15 protein-coding genes are annotated in these 16,693 nt (G+C 66.6%); 1 reads left to right on the forward strand and 14 read right to left on the reverse strand.

Going from position 1 to position 16,693, the window contains the following annotated elements:
- Positions 1 to 85 precede the first annotated feature (85 nt).
- Positions 86 to 1,303: a family 16 glycosylhydrolase gene (locus tag ET21_RS0109690; protein WP_237751534.1), complete on the forward strand. Its 1,218-nt coding sequence runs from the start codon at positions 86 to 88 to the stop codon at positions 1,301 to 1,303.
- Here ET21_RS0109690 and ET21_RS0109695 read toward each other — a convergent pair.
- Genes ET21_RS0109695 through ET21_RS0109760 form a run of 14 tightly spaced genes read right to left on the reverse strand, consistent with a single transcriptional unit; the run spans position 1,288 to position 16,495 of the window.
- Positions 1,288 to 2,217, reverse strand: a complete 930-nt coding sequence (locus ET21_RS0109695) for a glycosyltransferase family 2 protein (RefSeq protein ID WP_030539518.1) — start codon at positions 2,215 to 2,217, stop codon at positions 1,288 to 1,290. The genes ET21_RS0109690 and ET21_RS0109695 overlap by 16 nt on opposite strands.
- Positions 2,214 to 3,299 carry an acyltransferase gene (locus tag ET21_RS0109700; protein ID WP_030539519.1) on the reverse strand — a complete coding sequence of 362 codons (1,086 nt, stop codon included), beginning with the start codon at positions 3,297 to 3,299 and terminating at the stop codon, positions 2,214 to 2,216. The genes ET21_RS0109695 and ET21_RS0109700 overlap by 4 nt, the downstream gene beginning before the upstream one ends.
- A complete protein-coding gene (locus ET21_RS0109705) occupies positions 3,296 to 4,423 on the reverse strand; it encodes an endo-1,4-beta-xylanase (RefSeq protein WP_030539520.1) in 1,128 nt (375 codons plus the stop codon). The genes ET21_RS0109700 and ET21_RS0109705 overlap by 4 nt, the downstream gene beginning before the upstream one ends.
- Entirely contained in the window at positions 4,420 to 5,388 is a 969-nt protein-coding gene (locus ET21_RS0109710) for a glycosyltransferase family 2 protein (protein ID WP_030539521.1), read from the reverse strand. The genes ET21_RS0109705 and ET21_RS0109710 overlap by 4 nt, the downstream gene beginning before the upstream one ends.
- A gap of 2 nt (positions 5,389 to 5,390) precedes the next feature.
- Entirely contained in the window at positions 5,391 to 6,335 is a 945-nt protein-coding gene (locus ET21_RS0109715; RefSeq protein WP_030539522.1) for a glycosyltransferase family 2 protein, read from the reverse strand.
- On the reverse strand, positions 6,332 to 7,261 hold the full coding sequence (locus ET21_RS0109720) for a glycosyltransferase family 2 protein (RefSeq protein WP_030539523.1): 930 nt from the start codon (positions 7,259 to 7,261) through the stop codon (positions 6,332 to 6,334). Before ET21_RS0109720 ends, ET21_RS0109715 begins: the two co-directional genes overlap by 4 nt.
- Entirely contained in the window at positions 7,254 to 8,627 is a 1,374-nt protein-coding gene (locus tag ET21_RS0109725; RefSeq protein ID WP_030539524.1) for an O-antigen ligase, read from the reverse strand. Before ET21_RS0109725 ends, ET21_RS0109720 begins: the two co-directional genes overlap by 8 nt.
- A 3-nt stretch (positions 8,628 to 8,630) precedes the next feature.
- Positions 8,631 to 9,977 carry a lipopolysaccharide biosynthesis protein gene (locus tag ET21_RS0109730; RefSeq protein ID WP_237751535.1) on the reverse strand — a complete coding sequence of 449 codons (1,347 nt, stop codon included), beginning with the start codon at positions 9,975 to 9,977 and terminating at the stop codon, positions 8,631 to 8,633.
- Positions 9,970 to 10,767, reverse strand: a complete 798-nt coding sequence (locus tag ET21_RS0109735) for a WecB/TagA/CpsF family glycosyltransferase (protein WP_030539526.1) — start codon at positions 10,765 to 10,767, stop codon at positions 9,970 to 9,972. Before ET21_RS0109735 ends, ET21_RS0109730 begins: the two co-directional genes overlap by 8 nt.
- Positions 10,764 to 11,672: a capsular biosynthesis protein gene (locus tag ET21_RS0109740; protein WP_030539527.1), complete on the reverse strand. Its 909-nt coding sequence runs from the start codon at positions 11,670 to 11,672 to the stop codon at positions 10,764 to 10,766. The genes ET21_RS0109735 and ET21_RS0109740 overlap by 4 nt, the downstream gene beginning before the upstream one ends.
- Positions 11,669 to 13,027 (reverse strand): GNVR domain-containing protein, encoded by a 1,359-nt coding sequence (locus ET21_RS0109745; protein ID WP_021236854.1) that lies wholly within the window; start codon positions 13,025 to 13,027, stop codon positions 11,669 to 11,671. Before ET21_RS0109745 ends, ET21_RS0109740 begins: the two co-directional genes overlap by 4 nt.
- Positions 13,024 to 14,454 carry an ATP-binding protein gene (locus tag ET21_RS0109750; protein WP_030539528.1) on the reverse strand — a complete coding sequence of 477 codons (1,431 nt, stop codon included), beginning with the start codon at positions 14,452 to 14,454 and terminating at the stop codon, positions 13,024 to 13,026. Before ET21_RS0109750 ends, ET21_RS0109745 begins: the two co-directional genes overlap by 4 nt.
- The gene (locus ET21_RS0109755; RefSeq protein ID WP_030539529.1) at positions 14,451 to 15,281 is read right to left on the reverse strand and encodes a polysaccharide biosynthesis/export family protein; all 831 of its coding nucleotides are present in this window, start codon (positions 15,279 to 15,281) and stop codon (positions 14,451 to 14,453) included. Before ET21_RS0109755 ends, ET21_RS0109750 begins: the two co-directional genes overlap by 4 nt.
- 29 nt (positions 15,282 to 15,310) lie before the next feature.
- Positions 15,311 to 16,495: a hypothetical protein gene (locus ET21_RS0109760; RefSeq protein WP_030539530.1), complete on the reverse strand. Its 1,185-nt coding sequence runs from the start codon at positions 16,493 to 16,495 to the stop codon at positions 15,311 to 15,313.
- Between the last annotated feature and the right edge of the window lie 198 nt (positions 16,496 to 16,693).

Here is a 16,693-nt window from a genome sequence, read left to right on the forward strand (position 1 = left end):
CGGTTCGACATCGACATCATCCACCAGCGGCGCGACAGTGCTGGCAAGCGGATCGACGGAGACGGGCACGGCGTCGGCGACAACTATGTCCGCGACATCATCCACTGCCACGATGACGTCGAGCTTCGCCGATTTCGACTTCGCCAATGGCACGAAGCTGCCGGACAAGGCGACGCTGTCGCTGGAGAATGCGACTTTCGCGCCGGGATCGGGGACCGCCTATGTTCCGGTGCGGCTGAACCAGCCGACGCCCAACACGGTGATCGCGCGGGTGATCACGGTGAACGGGTCGGGCGCCTTGCGCGCGCTGTCGGGCTATCATTACAAGACGGTGGATACGGTCGTGATCTTCCGCCCTGGCGACCCGCTGGTGCAGACGGTGGAGGTGCCGGTCATCAGCGCGGCGGAGGGGCAGCAGTTCCAGCTCAAGCTGCGGGAAGCGCCGTGGGGCGGATTGCAGGGGCAATCGGTAGCCACGATCACCGCCACAAGCGGCACGGCGGCGACGCAGAAGGCGGCGGGCACTTTCCGCCAGCCGCGCAGCTTTGCCGCGACGGGCACGCTCCAGTTCGAACTGGACAGGGACACGCACAAGCGGTCGCCGGATGGCGGCTGGAACCGCTGGGCCACGTCGCTGTCGCATGGCCGCACGCAGATCGCCAATGCCGAGACGGGGCTGTACCTCGATTCCAGCCTGTTCCCCGGTATCGAAGGGCCGGTTTACTGGAGCACGCAGGGGCTGGTGCTGCACAGCCAGAAGCTCAAGACGCCGATCCATTATGAAGGGCGCGACTGGCATTATGGCGCGTCGGTGCTGGACGGGCGCAATTTCCTGGCGTCGCAGATCGGCTATGGCCAATATGAGTGGGAGGCGAGGATGCCGTCGCGGCGCGGGTCGTGGCCTGCCTTCTGGCTGATTTCCACCAGCGGCTGGCCGCCGGAAATCGACATCTATGAAGGCTTTGGTTACCAGAACTACTGGGACTTCGACCGGCACGCCGCCCACACCATCCACGGCGGATCAAACGGGGCGCGCAGCTTCCAGCGCGGGGTGACGATCCAGACGGAGCAGGCCTATGGGCTGAAAGGCTATTCGCAGGGCTTCCACCGCTTTGCCGTGGACATCCAGCGGGACTATATCACCTGGTTCGTGGACGGGGTGGAGACATATCAGTCGGTCAATCCGTTCAAGGGGCATCGCTGGTATCCGATCATGAACGTGGCGGTGAAGACCAGCGGCGCCTATGATGATGGTTCGGGCGACATGATCATCAAGAGCTTCCGCATCTACAGCGCGCCATAATGGCTATGGGCGCCGCCCGACAGGGCATAGAGGCGCCCCCAGCTTTTGACCCACTGCCCGGCAATGTCCACGCGGCGCGCGCCGGGCAGGATCAAAGCCGCGAGGCCAAGCGTCCGCACCGTCAATATGGCGAGCGAGCGCGCCATGAGGGACGCGCGCCCGAACAGGCCCGGCCTTTGCTTCTGCCGGGCGAGCGTTTCGGTGAAGCCGATCCGCCACATGCGTTTCAGCACCCAGGACAGGCGCGCGCGTTCGGGCGGCACCCATTCGCTGACGCGGGCGTCAGGAGCCCAGCCGAACCGCGCCCCGGCGGCATGAAGCCGGGCGAGAAAATCCAGATCCTCCCCCCCGCTGCGGTTGAAGCGGGGATCGAACCAGGGCTGATCGGTCATGGTCAGCGCCTTGCGCGTGACCAGCAGATTGTTGCTGGCCCACAGCATGCCGGTCGCGCCCCATGCCCGCTGTTCGGGCCGGAAGACCAGCGTTTCGCGCGCCCAGCGTGGCGGCGATCCCCGGAAATGGAAATCGACAGGCCCGGCAACGACATCAGCGCCGATGCGCGCCTGACAGGAGAGCAGTTCATCCAGCCAGCCCGGCTGCGGCCATTCGTCATCGTCGATCATGGCGATGAAACGCATGGCCGGATCGGCCATGGCCGCCGCGCAGATGGCGTTGCGCACGGCGCACAGGCCCGGCTGCGGCACCGGAAGGAGGGTGAGGGGAAGCGGATAGCCCGCCTGGCGAAGCGCTTCCACGACGCCAGCGCCCTCCATCCTTGCGCCGTCATTGTCGGCCACCAGCAGCATGACGTCATCGCGGCGGACCAGCTTTGCGAGGCTGTCGAGCAGGTGGCGCAGTTCGGCGGGCCGCCGGAAGGTGGGGATGGCGATCCATATCGCCTTGCCGCCGGTCATGGCGCGGCGGCCTCCAGCGGAGAGGGTCGGCGCGCCCGGCCGCTTTGCAGCCATTTGATGAGCTGGTGCCCGCGCACCTCCACCAGCAGATAGCTGGCCCAGCAGAGCAGCCATGTGGCGGCCAGCATGCCAGCGACGAACAGCCAGTCCATGCCGTTGAGGCCATGGCGGTGCGCCGCCGTCATGGCGCGGGCGGCGACATCGCGCACCAGCGGGTGCCAGAGGTAGATGGAATAGCTGATCACCCCCAGATGGAAGCTGACCGGATTGGCCATGATCGCGCGTACCGCCGGTCCGTCATAATAGCAGCAGAGCACCAGCGCGGGCATCAGCAGCACGACGAGCAGGTCAGCGCCGGGCAGCAGCAGCGCCGCCGCGATCAGCCCGCAGATGATGGCGAAGCCGCCGGGGCGGTCCAGCATGCGCCTGCACCATGGACTGTCCGCGCAACGATATGTCAGCACGCCCAGCGAAAATCCGGCGAGGCAGCGCAGGAGCGGCAGGATGCTGCCGGGATCGATGACGTCCATCGGCCCGCTTGCCCCCAGCCCGGAGGAGGCGACCAGCAGCAACAGCCCCGCGCAGCCCGCCGCCTGCACCCAGGCCCAGCGGGAGAAGGCGAGCAGGCCGATGAGCGGATAGAGAAGATAGGCGGCCAGTTCGGTGCTGACCGACCAGCTATTGCCCGCAATCGGCTGCGTACCCCAGCCCCAGCTTTGCACCATGGCAAGGTTCGCGGCGGCGTTTACGGGCGTTAGCTCGATCGATTGGGTGCCCGAAAGGTTGAGCAGGATGCGCGCGGCGAAGACCAGCGTCACGACCATGTGCAGCGGCCATACGCGCGCCATGCGGTTGATCAGGAAATCGGCATAGCTTCGGGATCCCGGATGCTTCACCACCCGGTCATGATAGCCGAAGGAGATGACGAAGCCGCTCAGGACGAAGAACAGGTCCACCGCCAGATAGGCGCGCGAGAAGAGGGGAATGGCGAAGGCGGCGAAGGCGGGCTGATGCGGGATATGATAGAGCAGCACCGACACGGCGGCGACGCCGCGCAGGCCGGTGAGGGGCGCTATCCTCATGCGTTGTTCCCGCGGACGGGCGGGGCCGCGTCGAAGGCGGAGGCGATCGCGTCCCAGAAGGGCTTTCGCGCCATGTTGCCGTCCAAGGGCAGGCCACGGGAAAGCTGACCGTCCGGCCATTTATATTCAGGATATTTGGAGAGCCAGGAATCCTTGTCCGAAACGCCCCAGCAGAGCACCGACTGCATCGCCGGATTGTCGAGCGCGACGTCGAGGAACGCCTTGGCGAAGGAGGCGACTTCCCGGTCCCTTTTTTCCGGGCTGGGCGGTCCTCCACGGTCGGCGATGTCGAATTCGGTCACCGCCAGTTTGAGGCCATAGCCGCTAAGGGTGTGCAGGAAATCGGCGAACTGCCGCTGGTTGAACGGTTCCTTATAGGGTTTCAGATGACCCTGGATGCCGATGGCGTCGAGCGGCACGTTCCGGCTCATCAGGCGGTCGAGCAGTTTCAGCATCGCCGTGCGCCGCCGTTCGCAGCGCGGCGAGTCATGTTCCAGCCCGAAATCGGCGAGATATAATGTCGCGGCGGGATCGACTTCGCGGGCGCGGCGGAAGGCGAGGTCGATATATTGTTCGCCCATCGCCTTCATCCACAGGCTTTCCGCCCGCATGCCGTCGGCGCGGCCTTCGTTGGGTTCCAGCGTTTCGTTGACGACATCCCATTCGGTGATGCGCCCGGCATAGCGGCGCATGGCGGTGTCGATATAGCTGGTCATCAGCCGCCACTGATCCTTCGGGCCTGCCTGCATCACCGCAGGCTCCAGCCAGGGCGGATTGGCGGCGTACCAGACCAGCGTGTGGCCGCGCGCGCGCATGCCATGGGCCTGCGCGAAGTCGATGATCTGATCGGCGCCGCTGAAATCATATTGGCCGGGCTTTGGCTCCGTCGTGCCGCGCTTCAGCTCATATTCCTGCACCAATATGTTGCTTTCGCGGGCGACGGCGGTGCGATAGCCCTTGTCCTCGCGCAGCAGGCGCGACTTGACCGCCATGCCGAAATAGCGGCCCGACCGCCGGGCATGTTCAGCCAGGCTTTCGCGCGACACCTCCCGCGCGACGCTGGGCGGCAGGGGGGAGCAGGCGGCGAGCCCGGCGGCGGCGGCGAGGAAATCCCGCCGTCTCATAGCGGCTGCCTCTTCCCGGCGGCGAGGCGGAGCAGATCGATCCAGCGGTCGCTGATCCTGCGGTAAAGCGCGTCGGGCAGCACGATCTGCATCAGCACCGCGCCCGCCAGCCGGGGGCCGTAAGCGCCCCGCAGCAAGGCCGCGAGATAATAGCGCAGCGCCCGGCTGGGCTGCGTCGGCCACAGGCTCTTGGCCGCGTGCCAGCCCATATAGCCGGAAAAGGCGCGGGAAGAGATATGAGGGCGCAGGTCGGCCAGCCATGCGAGGCTGCCGATATTGCCGCGCACCTGGGACAGGCGGCCGTCAGCCTGCCGGTCGGCCCAGATCGTGCCCGGCCTTTGCGTCATGCGGAACTGCGCGCCCGCGAGCGACAGGCGCAGGGCGAAGTCGGTATCGTCACCGAACTTCACATCCTCGCGATAGCGCACCTTTTCGGCGAGCGCGCGGCTGAGCGCCACGCTGCTGGTCTGGATGAAGCCGCGATCGCACATCAGATATTTGTCCAGGCGCTCGCCCCGGCCGATGGCGCGCGGGGGTTTCAGGAAATTGCGCCCGCCGCCGCGATCGGCAAGCACCTGGCCATAGGCGACGACATGATCGCTTTCCTCCAGCAGCGGCAGCAGGTCGGCGAGGTGATGGGGCAGGAAACGATCGTCGCAGTCGAGGAACGCGATGTAGCGGCCCCGCGCATGATCGATCCCGGCGTTGCGGGCGGCGGCAGCGCCGCGATTGGACTGGACGACGACGGTCAGCCGGGGGTCCTCTATGGCCCCCAGCGCCAGCTCGGTGCCATCGGTGGACCCGTCGACGACGACGATCACCTCGATCACGGCGACGCTCTGTTCCAGCGCGGACAGCACCGCCGCGACGACCGCGTCCCGCCGCTGATAGGTGGGGATGATGACGGAAAAGAGCGGCTGGGCGGCGGACGCCTGAAGGGTGGACGGAGGTTGCCACGCAGTCATCACTATCGGCCTCCACCATGGGCTGTTCCCGCCTTGCCGAAGCGCAGCACGAACAGATTGACGAGCGAACGGTAGAGCGGCTTTGGCAGATAGGAGCGAAGCACCTGGCGGGCGACGACGCGGGGCGGGACGCCGCCCGCCAGCATGCCGATGATCAGGTCGCGAAGGGCAAGGGCAGGGCGGATGGGCGCCATGTGATAGGCCAGCACCGTGGCGCGATAGCCGCGCCTGGCCCGGCCGGTCAGCATGTGGCCGCAGCGGTTGAGCCAGTCGAGCGAGGTTTCATAGCCGCGCACATAGGATGTCCGTCCGGCCTCGCTCGCATCCAGCCAGACGGTGAGCGGCCGGTCGATCATGCGGAACCGCGCGCCCGCCGCCTGAAGACGGACGCAGAAATCCAGGTCCTGCCCCTTTTTCAGCGCAGGGTCGAACAGGACGCGCTGCGCAAGATCAGTGGGGACGACCATGGTGGAGGTCTGCATGAACTGGTTGGCGCAGAACAGATATTCGCCCACATCCTCGCCATCGCGAATGCCGCGTTCGGGCCTGATCCAGTAGCGATCGACGCCGCGATCGACCTTCATCCGCGAATAGAGCACGGTGGTCCCGTCATCATCGTCCTGCAACGCGCGCGCCATGGTCGACAGCTTGCCGGGCAGGAACAGGTCGTCGGAATCGAGGAAGGCGATATAGCGTCCGCGCGCCTGCGCTATGCCGCGATTGCGCGCCGCGCCGCCGCCTGCATTATCCTGCCGGATATAGCGGACGCGCGGGTCGCCAAATGCTTCGATGACGGGGGCGGGATTATCATGCGAACCGTCGTCGACGACCACGATCTCGAAATCCTGCCAGTCCTGCGCCTGCACCGAACGGATCGTGTCGCCGACGATGGCCGCGCGGTTGTAAAGCGGGATGACGACGGAAAAGAAGGGGGCTGCATTGGTCATGCGCCGTGCACCTTTCGATATTCTTCATAATGGATGCCAGCGAGGCCGGCGATCTTGCCCGCCGCGCGATAGAGCTTGCCGAGGCGGACGAGCCGCTTGCCCCGGTCGAATGTCGCCACAGCGCCCAGCGTGCCGACGAGGAACCCGGCAAGGATGCGGGGCGCTTCCCCGGCCAGGGCGCGCAGGCGGCCCTTGTGGAAGCGCTCCACGATCATGTCGGTCATGCCCAGGCGATAGCCGCGCATCAGCAGCCATCTGGCGGTGACGCGGCTTGCCGGGATCAACTCCGTCACCAGCGCCTCTTCGGCCCAGGCGAAGCGGAAGCCTTCGCGGGCCATGCGGGTGAAAAGCTGCTTGTCCGACCCGCCGGTCAGCGCCATACGCTCGTCAAAGGGGCGGTCGCCCATGGCGCGCAGGGCCGGGGCGGCAATCAGCACATTGGCGGTGCTGTCGACCAGCGCGACGGGCCCGGACCGCCCCCGGCGCTTGGCCTGCAACAGCGGGTGGCGCGCGGCCCAGGGCGCGACATGGCTGTCCATTTCGCGCAGCACCGCGCCGCCCACGACATCGGCGTCCCAGCGGCCGGCGGCGTCCATCATGGCGTCGATCCAGCCGGGGGACGCGGCTTCGTCATCGTCGAGCATCGCGACATGGGTGACGCCGGGACGCGCCAGCGCCGCCGCGGCGAGGGCGTTGCGCACGAGAGGGATGCCGCGCTCCGTCACCAGCAGCGCTTCGATGGGCCAGCGATAACCGTGGGCGGCGAGGCGCTCGACCGCCGCCATGCCTTCCATCCGGGTGGCGTCATTGTCCGCCACCAGCACTTCCAACTGATGGCGCGTTTCGAGCGCGGCGATCGACAATAATGTGCGCAGCAGCCCCTGCGGGCGGTGGCAGGTGGGAATGCAGATGATGACCTTAGCCATAAGCGGGCTCCGGGCTGGCGAGCGGCTGCCTGCGCCATTGCGGGCGCGGCCTTGCCTTGAAGGTCGCATGGGCGGTCGCGATCGCGGCGAGGAAGATCACCCAGACCTGCCGGTCCTTGTCGAAGAAGGAGGTTTCGAGCAGATTCTGGTAAAGGACGAAGATCCAGACGGCGAAGGCGGGCACCATCAGATGCTGGTTTTCCTTCGTCGCGCCGCTCAGGAACCACCAGGCGGGCAGGGCGATGAAGGACAGCAGCAGCATGATGAGGCCCAGCGGTCCGGTGGTCACCCAGATTTCCAGATAGCCATTGTGCGAATGGGCGGTCAGCATCTGGAACTGCTGGTTGAGATAATCATGCGCGGGGGACTGCGCGCCGACCTGCCAGAAGCCGCCGAAGCCCGCCCCCAGGAAAGGATGGTCGCGCAGATAGTCGAACACCACCTGCCAGATCGACACGCGCCCGGTGAACGACGTGGGGTCGGCGAACAGCCTTTCCACCATCGGTTGATAGGCGATGTAGAGCGCGAGGAAGCCGACCATGCCGAACCCCAGCAACAGCAGCAATATGGCGCGCTTCTGCGTGCTGTCGCTCAATGCGCGGTAGAAATTGCTGATCGCCAGCATGCCGAAGCAGAGGGCAAGCGAAGTCTTGCTCTTGGTCCCGATCACGAAGACGAACGCCATCAGCGCGAACAGGGCGTAATACCATTTACGCTTGTCGATCCACGCATTGCCGCACACGATGAAGGTCAGCGCCATCACCGCACCGGCGATATTCTTGTGAAAGAAGAAGCCGCGCCACGCGCCGATCAGCGCCTTGTCGCTTTCGGTCGGCGGATGGACCGCCGCCGATGTCAGCGGCAGCGATACCCAGCAGATGATCAGCGAGAGGATCAGCGCCGATCGCAGCGCCGTGAACAGCCGGTCCGGCCCCATCAGCGTCAGCGCGCAGAAGGTGATGTAGATCACGATGAACTGCTGCATCACCCGCTTGAAGGACACGAACGGGTCCACGCCCCAGCTACAGGTGATCAGGAACCAGACCAGCATGATCGCCAGCGGCCAGAAGGAGAATTTATATTTGACCGGATGCTTGCGCAGGATCTGGACGATGGTCAGCAGCAGCGCGAAACCGATGAACAGCGCCTGCTTGAACAGGTCGGACCCGTCATTATTCTGCGCCATCGCGACCAGTTCGTCCTGCGTGCGCGACGCGAAGGGACGCTGGCCGATGAAGACCATCATCAGGAACACGAAATAGAAGATCTGCGCGACCAGCGTGATCCGGCTGTCCTGCGAAGCGGCGGGCGTGCCGGGGAGGGCGGCGGCGGGCGCCTGGCCGATGCGGTGCCAGGTGGAGGCCATGGTTCAGCCTTCCCCCCGCTGCCGTTCGCGCCGCCATTTGCGGTCCAGCGCCCAGATGCCCAGCATCATCACCAGTTGCGAGAGCACGACGCCCGCGATCGAGAAGATCGGCGCGACGGCCAGCGTCAGCAGGGTGACGGCGACGATGCCGACGCCGCAACTGCGCAGGCTCTGCGTGGCGAGCGGGCGGAAGGCGCGGCGCGCCTGCGTAAGGACGCTCATGGGCGTCTGGATGCATTGGACGAGGCTGAGCAGCGCGCAGAGGGCGACCGCCGTCGCCACCTGGGCATGGTCCAGCGCGGGTTTCAGGATCAGGCCCGGAAAGCCGTAGAGCACAACGGCCGCCAGCACGCAGGTCGCGAGCCACAGGAAGATGAGCGCGCCCATGAACAGCCGCTCCGCCCTGATCGCCGCATCATGATCGCCGCGCGCCACCGCGCGGGTCATGCGCGGCCGTTCCAGCTGGGTGAGGGCGGTGATGCAGACATTGACCGGGCGGAAGAACAGCATGCCCACGGCGATCGGCGCGAAGGCTGCCGGCCCGGCCAGCAATGTCACGATATAGCTGTGCGAGTTGGACGTCGCTTCGGTGGAGAGCACGCCGACCAGCGTCCAGGCGGATTGGTCGCGCCACACGGGACGGTAAGCGCCGAACGCGCGGACGGGGTTCATCGCGGCATGGCGGCGCAGATAGGCAAGGCCGAAGGGCAGCAGTCCGGCAAGGCTCGCCGCCACCAGCATGCCGCCGATCCCGGCAAGGTCCGCGCCGGTGCGGCTGGCGATCAGCAGGCCCGCGACGATGGTCCCCGCATAGGCGAGGTCGGATCGCGCCGCACGAGCGGGCGCATGATGGGCATAGGCATTGGACCGGCCGAACCAGCGGATCAGCGACAAGGTGCCCGCAAGGCCGAACAGCAGCGCCGCCGCGGGAGAGGCCGTCACCCAGGCGATCACGGCGCAGAGCACGCCCTGGCTGAGCGACAGCATGAGGTTCATGGGGAAAAAGAAATCGAAGCCCGCCTGATCCGCATCGTCGGTCTGGTTGACGGCGATGGTATAGGGGGTCGCAACCAGCGCGTTCGACAGGCTGTAGCCGAACTGGATGATCACCAGCAGGAAAGCGAGCGTGCCGATGGCGGCGGTGCCGAGATGGTGGATCGAAAAGAGCTGAACGGCAAGGTGGCTGACCGATACGATCGCCGACGACAGGCTGGCCAGCCCGAAGCGGCCGAACAGGCTGGCGATGCCTTTGCGGTCCCCCTGCCGCGATTGGGCGGGCGCGCTTCCGGCTCCTCCCGCCTGCGGAAGGGGCGTGAGAAGACCGCCAGCCTTTGCGCCGCCGTCAGCCATGGCGATGCTTCCAGATCAGCCAGAGCGCGTGGGGATTGGTGGTGATGTAGCGCCATGCGAGCTGGCGCGGGCGGGTGGCCATGCGGTGCAGCCATTCCAGCCCGGACTTCTGCATCCACATCGGCGCGCGCGGATAATCGCCGGTCACATAATTATAGAGGCCGCCGCAGGTGACGATCCATCCGGCCTTGATCCGGTCGCGGTTGCGCACGCAAAAGGCCTGCTCGCGCGGCTTGCCGGTGCCGACCCACAGCACGTCGGGCGCGGCGGCGTTGATCTCCTCGATCACCGCATCCTCTTCCTCCGCCGTCCAGAAGCCATGGCGGCGGCCCGCCAGCGCCAGGCCGGGCGCTGCTTGCGTGATCCGGCGCGCGCATTCGGCGTTCACCTGATCCTCGCCGCCCAGCAGATAATAGCTGACGCCATGTTCGGCGGCGTGCGGCAGGCTGTCGATGAACATATCCGTGGTGCTGGACCGGTCGGCGATCGGGGTGCTGCTGAACCAGCGGGAGGCCATGACGACGATCTGCCCATCGGCATGGACAAGGTCCGCCTGCGCCAGGTCGGCGCGGAACTGCGCATCGGTGGCGTTCATGGACAGGCCCTGCCCGTTGCAGTCGAACACCAGCAGCGGAGGCTGTTTCAGCATGCGGCGCAGCGGGGCGTCGCGCACCATCTTGTCGATCAGCGCATCGAGCGACAGGGTGGACACGGGAATGCCGCCCACCATGACGGTCCTTTCCTGCTCGGCCGGAGGAAAGGGCTGATGCAGCGCTTGCTCTGCGCTCATGCGATGACCGTACCCGCGATGGGCACGCCCTGCCGGTCGAGATCGTCGATGACCCGCCGCATGTCGGCAATGGCGGTGCCGCCCCGCCGGGCGACGATGACCACAGCGTGGAAACCGGCAAGGATGCTGCCGAACGGCGTCTGTTCGCCCCTGCGTTCGGCAAGGTAGAACAGCATCGACGTATCCCTGAGGCCCCAGCCATTGGCGGTTTCGGCGAGGGGACCGCGCGTGATGAGGCTGGCCGCGCTGCCCGACGCCCGCCCGGCGGTCATCAGCCAGAGGCCGTCTATCGCCGTCCGCGCGGCAGGCAGCAGCGCCGCGCTGCCCATCAACTGTTCGGCAAGGCCCGCCTTGTTCGCGACCCGGAACAGCCGGTCGAGCCGGGGCGTGCCCATGTCGACGTCGATCAGCATGGTCTGGCCATCCATCTGCGCCAGCACGACGGCGAGGTTGGCGGCGAGGATCGCTGCCTCGTCCCCCGCATCGATGGACAGGACGGCAAGGCGCAGCGCGGCGGGATCGCCCGCCCTGGCCGCCGCGCGCATCTTGGCGCGCACGGTCCTGACCTTCGCGGCATAGGGGCTTGCCGGATCGAAGGCGGCGACCACCAGCGGGTCGATCCGCTCGTCGCCTGCGGGCAGAAGGGCGAAGCCGCCCTGCAAGGCCGCCAGCAGCCCGGCGGCGTCCGCATCCAGCAGGCCCAGGTCGACCGCCGCTTCATGGAAGGGAAGCCCCTGGGCGCGGGCATGGGCATCGACCCGGTTGACGTCCGACTCCGCCAGGAAGCCGTTTTCGACCGCCAGCCGGGCGAAGCTTTGATGGTCCCTGGCGCGGGGACGCAGAGCGGCGCTGCCGCCGCCCGGCATCATCTGGGGCGGGGCGCCTGCCGTTGAACGCAGTCTCATGCGGCCTCCTGCTGTTTGAAGAACCAGCCGTTCCGGGAAGGAGCCGGCATCAGTTCAGTGATCACTTCGACTTCGGTCGCGCGGGCCACGCCGGTGGCGGAGCGGACGCGCGGATGGAGGATTTCGGCGATGACGACAGCCGCGACGCCACCGACCAGACCCAGCGCGACGCCCGCCACCAGCCACAGCATCAGATTGGGCTTGGCCGGGAGCAGCGGGACCGCCGCCTCGTCCAGCAGGCTGGCGTTGGGCTGGGAGATCTGGCTTTTCAGCGTCGCTTCATTGAAGCGCTGGCGCACGGTGTCATAGGTCTGGCGCGCCGCATCCACGTCGCGCTGGAGCACCATGAGCTGATCCTGCACGTCGGACATGCGGATCATGCGGTCTTCCTGCCCGGCCATGTTCGAACGCAGGTCGCCTTCCCGGCGGCTGGCCGCGCGGCTGTTGGCGCTGACCGCCGCCGCCTGGCTTCCCCGCGCTGCCGCCAGCTTCGCCTGCAATTCCGAAAGCTGCGCATTGGCGGCCGCCATGTTCGGGTGATTGGGGCCAAGCGTCTTGGAAAGCTCCGACACGCGCGCGGACTGGGTCGCCACCTGTTCCTGAAGGTTCTGGACGATCAGCGACCCTTCGATGTCCGACACGGAGCCCGCGCCAGCCTTCGACCGGGCGGCCGCTGCCTCGGCCTGGGCCTGGGTGAGCTGATAGGACATATTCTTGAGCTTTTCGGCCTCAAGATCCATGCGGTTGATGCCGATGATGTCATGGGCGCGCTGGAAATCGGACAGGCGCTTTTGCGCCCGTTCGTAGCGGCGGCGCACTTCCTGCGTCTGATCGTCGAACCATTTGGCCGACCCGCGCGCGGGGGAGGCGCGCAGTTCGACCTGTTCGCGCATGTAGATTTGCGAGGTCAGGTTCGCGACCTTCGCCGCTATTGCGGGGTCGGGGTCCAGATACTGGATTTGCAGCACATTGCTCTGCCGCCCGGTCGTGACCGTCAGGCCAGCGCGAACCCGGTCCGCTGCCTGCTGGAGACGGGCGGCGGCGGGAATTTCCTTTGGCAGGGCGTCGACGAAACCGGCTTCCTTCGCCACGGCGTTGATCACCTTGGCCGACCGGATGACGTCGGTCTGGGTGCCAAGGATGCTGTCCACCTCCACCCTTGGCCCCTGCTGGTTACCGGAATCGGTCGGGTCGGTCTGCGACAGGTCCAGCAGCAGCGATGTGGTCGCGGCATATTGGCGCGGCTGGAGGAAGGCGATGATGGCGATGACCAGGAACAGCGCGCCGCCCAGCAGCGCCGCCGTCCGCCAGCGGGCTTGCACCGCCGACAGAAGGTCGATGGGGTTCATGGTCATAGCCCGTCCACTCCCTTGAGCATGGCCCGCATCTCTTCGGCCGGTGTCGGCGGCGGAGGCGTGGCTGGCGCTGGTTGCTTGGCCATCAGCAGCAGGAATTGCGGGGCCAGCGTATCTTCGAACATGAACAGGCCGCCGCCCGGCAACGCGGTCAGCGCCGGTTCCAGCCGCCGCATGGCGTCGGCCGCCTGTCCTTCATTGATCGATCCGCCGCCCAGCACCTCATGCCCCAGCCGGACCAGCCGGTCGTAGGAGAGGGCGGGCATCTGAGACGCGGCGACGCCCGCCAGCGCGATCATCCGGCGGCTGGCGCCCGCATCCCACAGGATGCGGCGGAACAGCGCGTGGGTCGCGCCGCTCATTTCCGCCCAGTCCTCCAGCGCGGCGGCGAGGCCCTGTTCGACATCGGGCAGGGTCATGCGATCACGCCCCGCCGCTTCGGTGACGAGCGCCGCCTGCATGCCGAACAGCCGCGCATGATAGGGCGATCCCATGGCCGCCCCGGCCAGCGCGTCGAGCGCATCCGGGTCCAGCCGCAACCCCGCATTTTCAGCGCAGCTCAGCAGCAGCCGTTCCAGTTCGGGCTTGGGAATCGCCGCCACCCGCTGCGGCGCGATATGCCTGCGCAGCGAGGGGTGGGCCGCGATCAGCCCGTCCACGTCGCCCGCAATTCCGACCAGCACGACCTGAACCGGCGAATGAATGTCCGTCAGCAATTTGAGCAGGGTGGCGACATCGGCCTTCGCCTCTTCCGATCGCACCCGGTCATATTCGTCCAGGATCAGGATGGACCTTTGCCGCACATCCTCCACCAGCAGGGCGGCGAGGCGGGTGACGTCCAGCGGCTCGCTCATCATCTTGCGCGCCCGTTCCTGCCCGGCGGCGCTCATCGGCAGTTCGGTCAGGAAGGGGCGGAACAGGGAGTCGAAATCAGCGTCGCCGCTGGCCGAGCCATACAGGGCGATGCAGCCCGCTTCGTCGGCAAGGTCGCCGAACACGCGGGCGAGCGAGGTCTTGCCCGATCCGCGCGTGCCGAAGATGACGGCATGCTTGCGCTGGACCACGATGGCTTCGACCAGCCGCTCAAGTTCATTGTTGCGCCCGGCCAGGCCATGGCGGTCGGACACGGGCATGGCCGTGTTGAAGGCGTTGTAGATGGAATCGCGGCGCAGGCTGATCGGCTTGATCGGCGCGGCCATCGCGCCCATCGACAGGGGACGCGGCGCGCCGTCCTGCTCCTCCTGCGCGGCGGGGCGGAAGCCGGGCTGCACCGGCGTGTCGAGCAGCAGCGTAGGGGGCGGGGGCGGAATTTCGCGCGATGGGCTCACGCCGTCATCGGTGCGCGACAATCCGCGGCGGAAGGACAAAAGCCAGTCCAGCATGCCGCTGGGACGGTCTTGCACGAAGCCATGGTCGATTGCGGTCAAAACAGCTTCTCCCGGATGATGAGGACGTCCTCAGGCTGGACGGGATCGTCGAGATTGGCCTGGATTTCCTTGCCCGCGCGGCGGACCTTGATGCGCTTGGTCGATCCGGCGAGCGTCGGCCCCCCGGCAAGCGCCAGCGCCTGGCGGAAGCTCTGGCCCGGCACATAGGCGAAGGCGCCGGGCTCCTGCACCTGGCCGTAGACATAGACCTTCTCGGCAGGGGGCACGAACAGGATGTCGCCGGGTTTCAGGACGCGGTTGGCGCCAGCGCTCATGTCGGCAAGCGAGATGCGCACCGGGCCGCTGCCGTCGGCGGGGGTGAGAACGACGGCGTTCGCGCCCGCCGTGGTCGATCCGCCAGCCTTCGCCAGCATGGACGCGACGGTATAGTTGCGGTCGAGCGGATAGTTGCCCGCCTGCGGCACATTGCCCAGCACGGTGACGAAGCGGCTGACGAAATTGCTCACCTCCACATTCACGGACGGGCTGGTGAGATAGCCGCCCGCCGCATAGCTGGACGCGATCGCCTGCGCCAGTTGCGAGGTCGTCTTGCCGCGCGCGGAAATCGGGCCGATCAGCGCGAGGGTGACGGTGCCGTCCGCCTTGATGCGCGTGGTCGAGGACAGGTCGGGCTGGCCGAAGACGGAGATCTTTACCTCATCATCCGGGCCGAGCAGATAGCCCGCATCCGCCGCCGGAGCGGCTGGCGCGGTTGCGGCCGCCGGGGCAGACGCCGCCGCGGCCGTTGCCGTCTGGGCAACGGCGGCAAGGGGGGCCGCCAATGCCAGGCCTGCCGAGAGGGTTTTGAGGAGGATTTCTGCTTTCACAGCGCAAGCTCCTGCTTGTTCGTTCGAGGTCAAAATCGGAGCGCCGCGCCCAGCGTCACCTGCGTGCCGCTGAAATTGGCGACGCTGGTGTCGGTGCGGCGGACATAATGCTGCGCGTCCAGCGCCACTTCGGCGCGGTCGGACAGTTTACGCTTCAATGTGCCGCCGAAACGGCGATTGCGATCGGCCGTGATGGAGAAGGGACGCAACGCAGCATCCTGACGGAATTTGCGCCTTTCCCATTCCGCATAGAGCCCGGCGGAGGTCAGTTCCGAAATGGCGAATTCGCCCTGTATCCGGTGGCGGGTGCGGACGGCGAAGCCGCTGGCGATCAGGCTGTCGTTGACGATGTCCCGCTGCGTCGTCGCGGTGAGCTTGAGGCGCGGGACGATGCTGCTCGACAGGCTGACATTCCAGCCAAGGCCGTCATAGCTGCCGACCGCATCGGAATCGCTTTCCACGTCCAGCCAGCGGACGTCCGCGTCGATCTGGGTCAGCGGGGAGACGCTCCGCTTGAAGGTGACGCCCCAACTGTCGATCCGGTTTTCGACCCCCAGCTTTTTGCGGTCGCTGTTCACCCGTTCGTAAAAGGCGGTGATCGTGCCGAGGCTGGGTTTGTAATAGCCGACGCCGCCCAGGAAGCTGTCGCTGGTCTGATCGGCATAGTCGAACGCATCGGCATTGCGCGTCATGTCGCGGCGATAGCTGGCGACGGGGAAAAAGCCCGGCCGCTCGCAACTGAGATCAGCGCCGAAGGTGGTGAAGCGTTGCAGATTTTCCGTCTGCTGGTTGAGATCGCCATAGTCGGCGCGCTGCTGGCGATAGGAGGCGAGAGGCGTGACGGAGCAGGTCGCGCCGAAGCGGATCACGGCCCTGGCTTCGGTGTCGATCCTGACCTTGCTGCGCTGGCCCTCCGATATGAAGCGGTCGTAACCAACGCGGCCGCGCAGCAGCAGGTCGTGGCGGCCGATCGGCTTGCCATAGGTGAGTTCGACCCAAGGCGTGACGATCAGGTCGGCCGTTGGGTCCTCGATCCGGTCGTCCACCCGATAGACGTTGTCGTCATAGAGAAGGTCGAGGCCAGCGGTCGCGTTAAGACCCATGGTCTTGATGCGGGTAGCGTCATCGATCGCATTGGTTTGCGGACCGGTTGTTTGTGCGCACAATGATGCCGGAGCGCCCGCAGCAACAACGGTGCCAGCCAGCGCCGCCATTGCGGCGCCCGACCAGCCAGGCGGCTGTTTTGCGGGCGCAAAAAGCCGCTTCCGAAAGCACGGAATTACTGGATTATTCAAACGCAGACCCTTTATTGCATTGCAGCAACTGAGGTCATGCTAGTCCGATTTTCAGGCAAAACGAACCACTGCGGATGCAGTTGGTCGCGTCAATGCAACGGCTCGGTTGGTCGCAAA

The organism is Sphingobium sp. DC-2 (genome assembly GCF_000722555.1).
GTDB lineage: Bacteria > Pseudomonadota > Alphaproteobacteria > Sphingomonadales > Sphingomonadaceae > Sphingobium > Sphingobium quisquiliarum.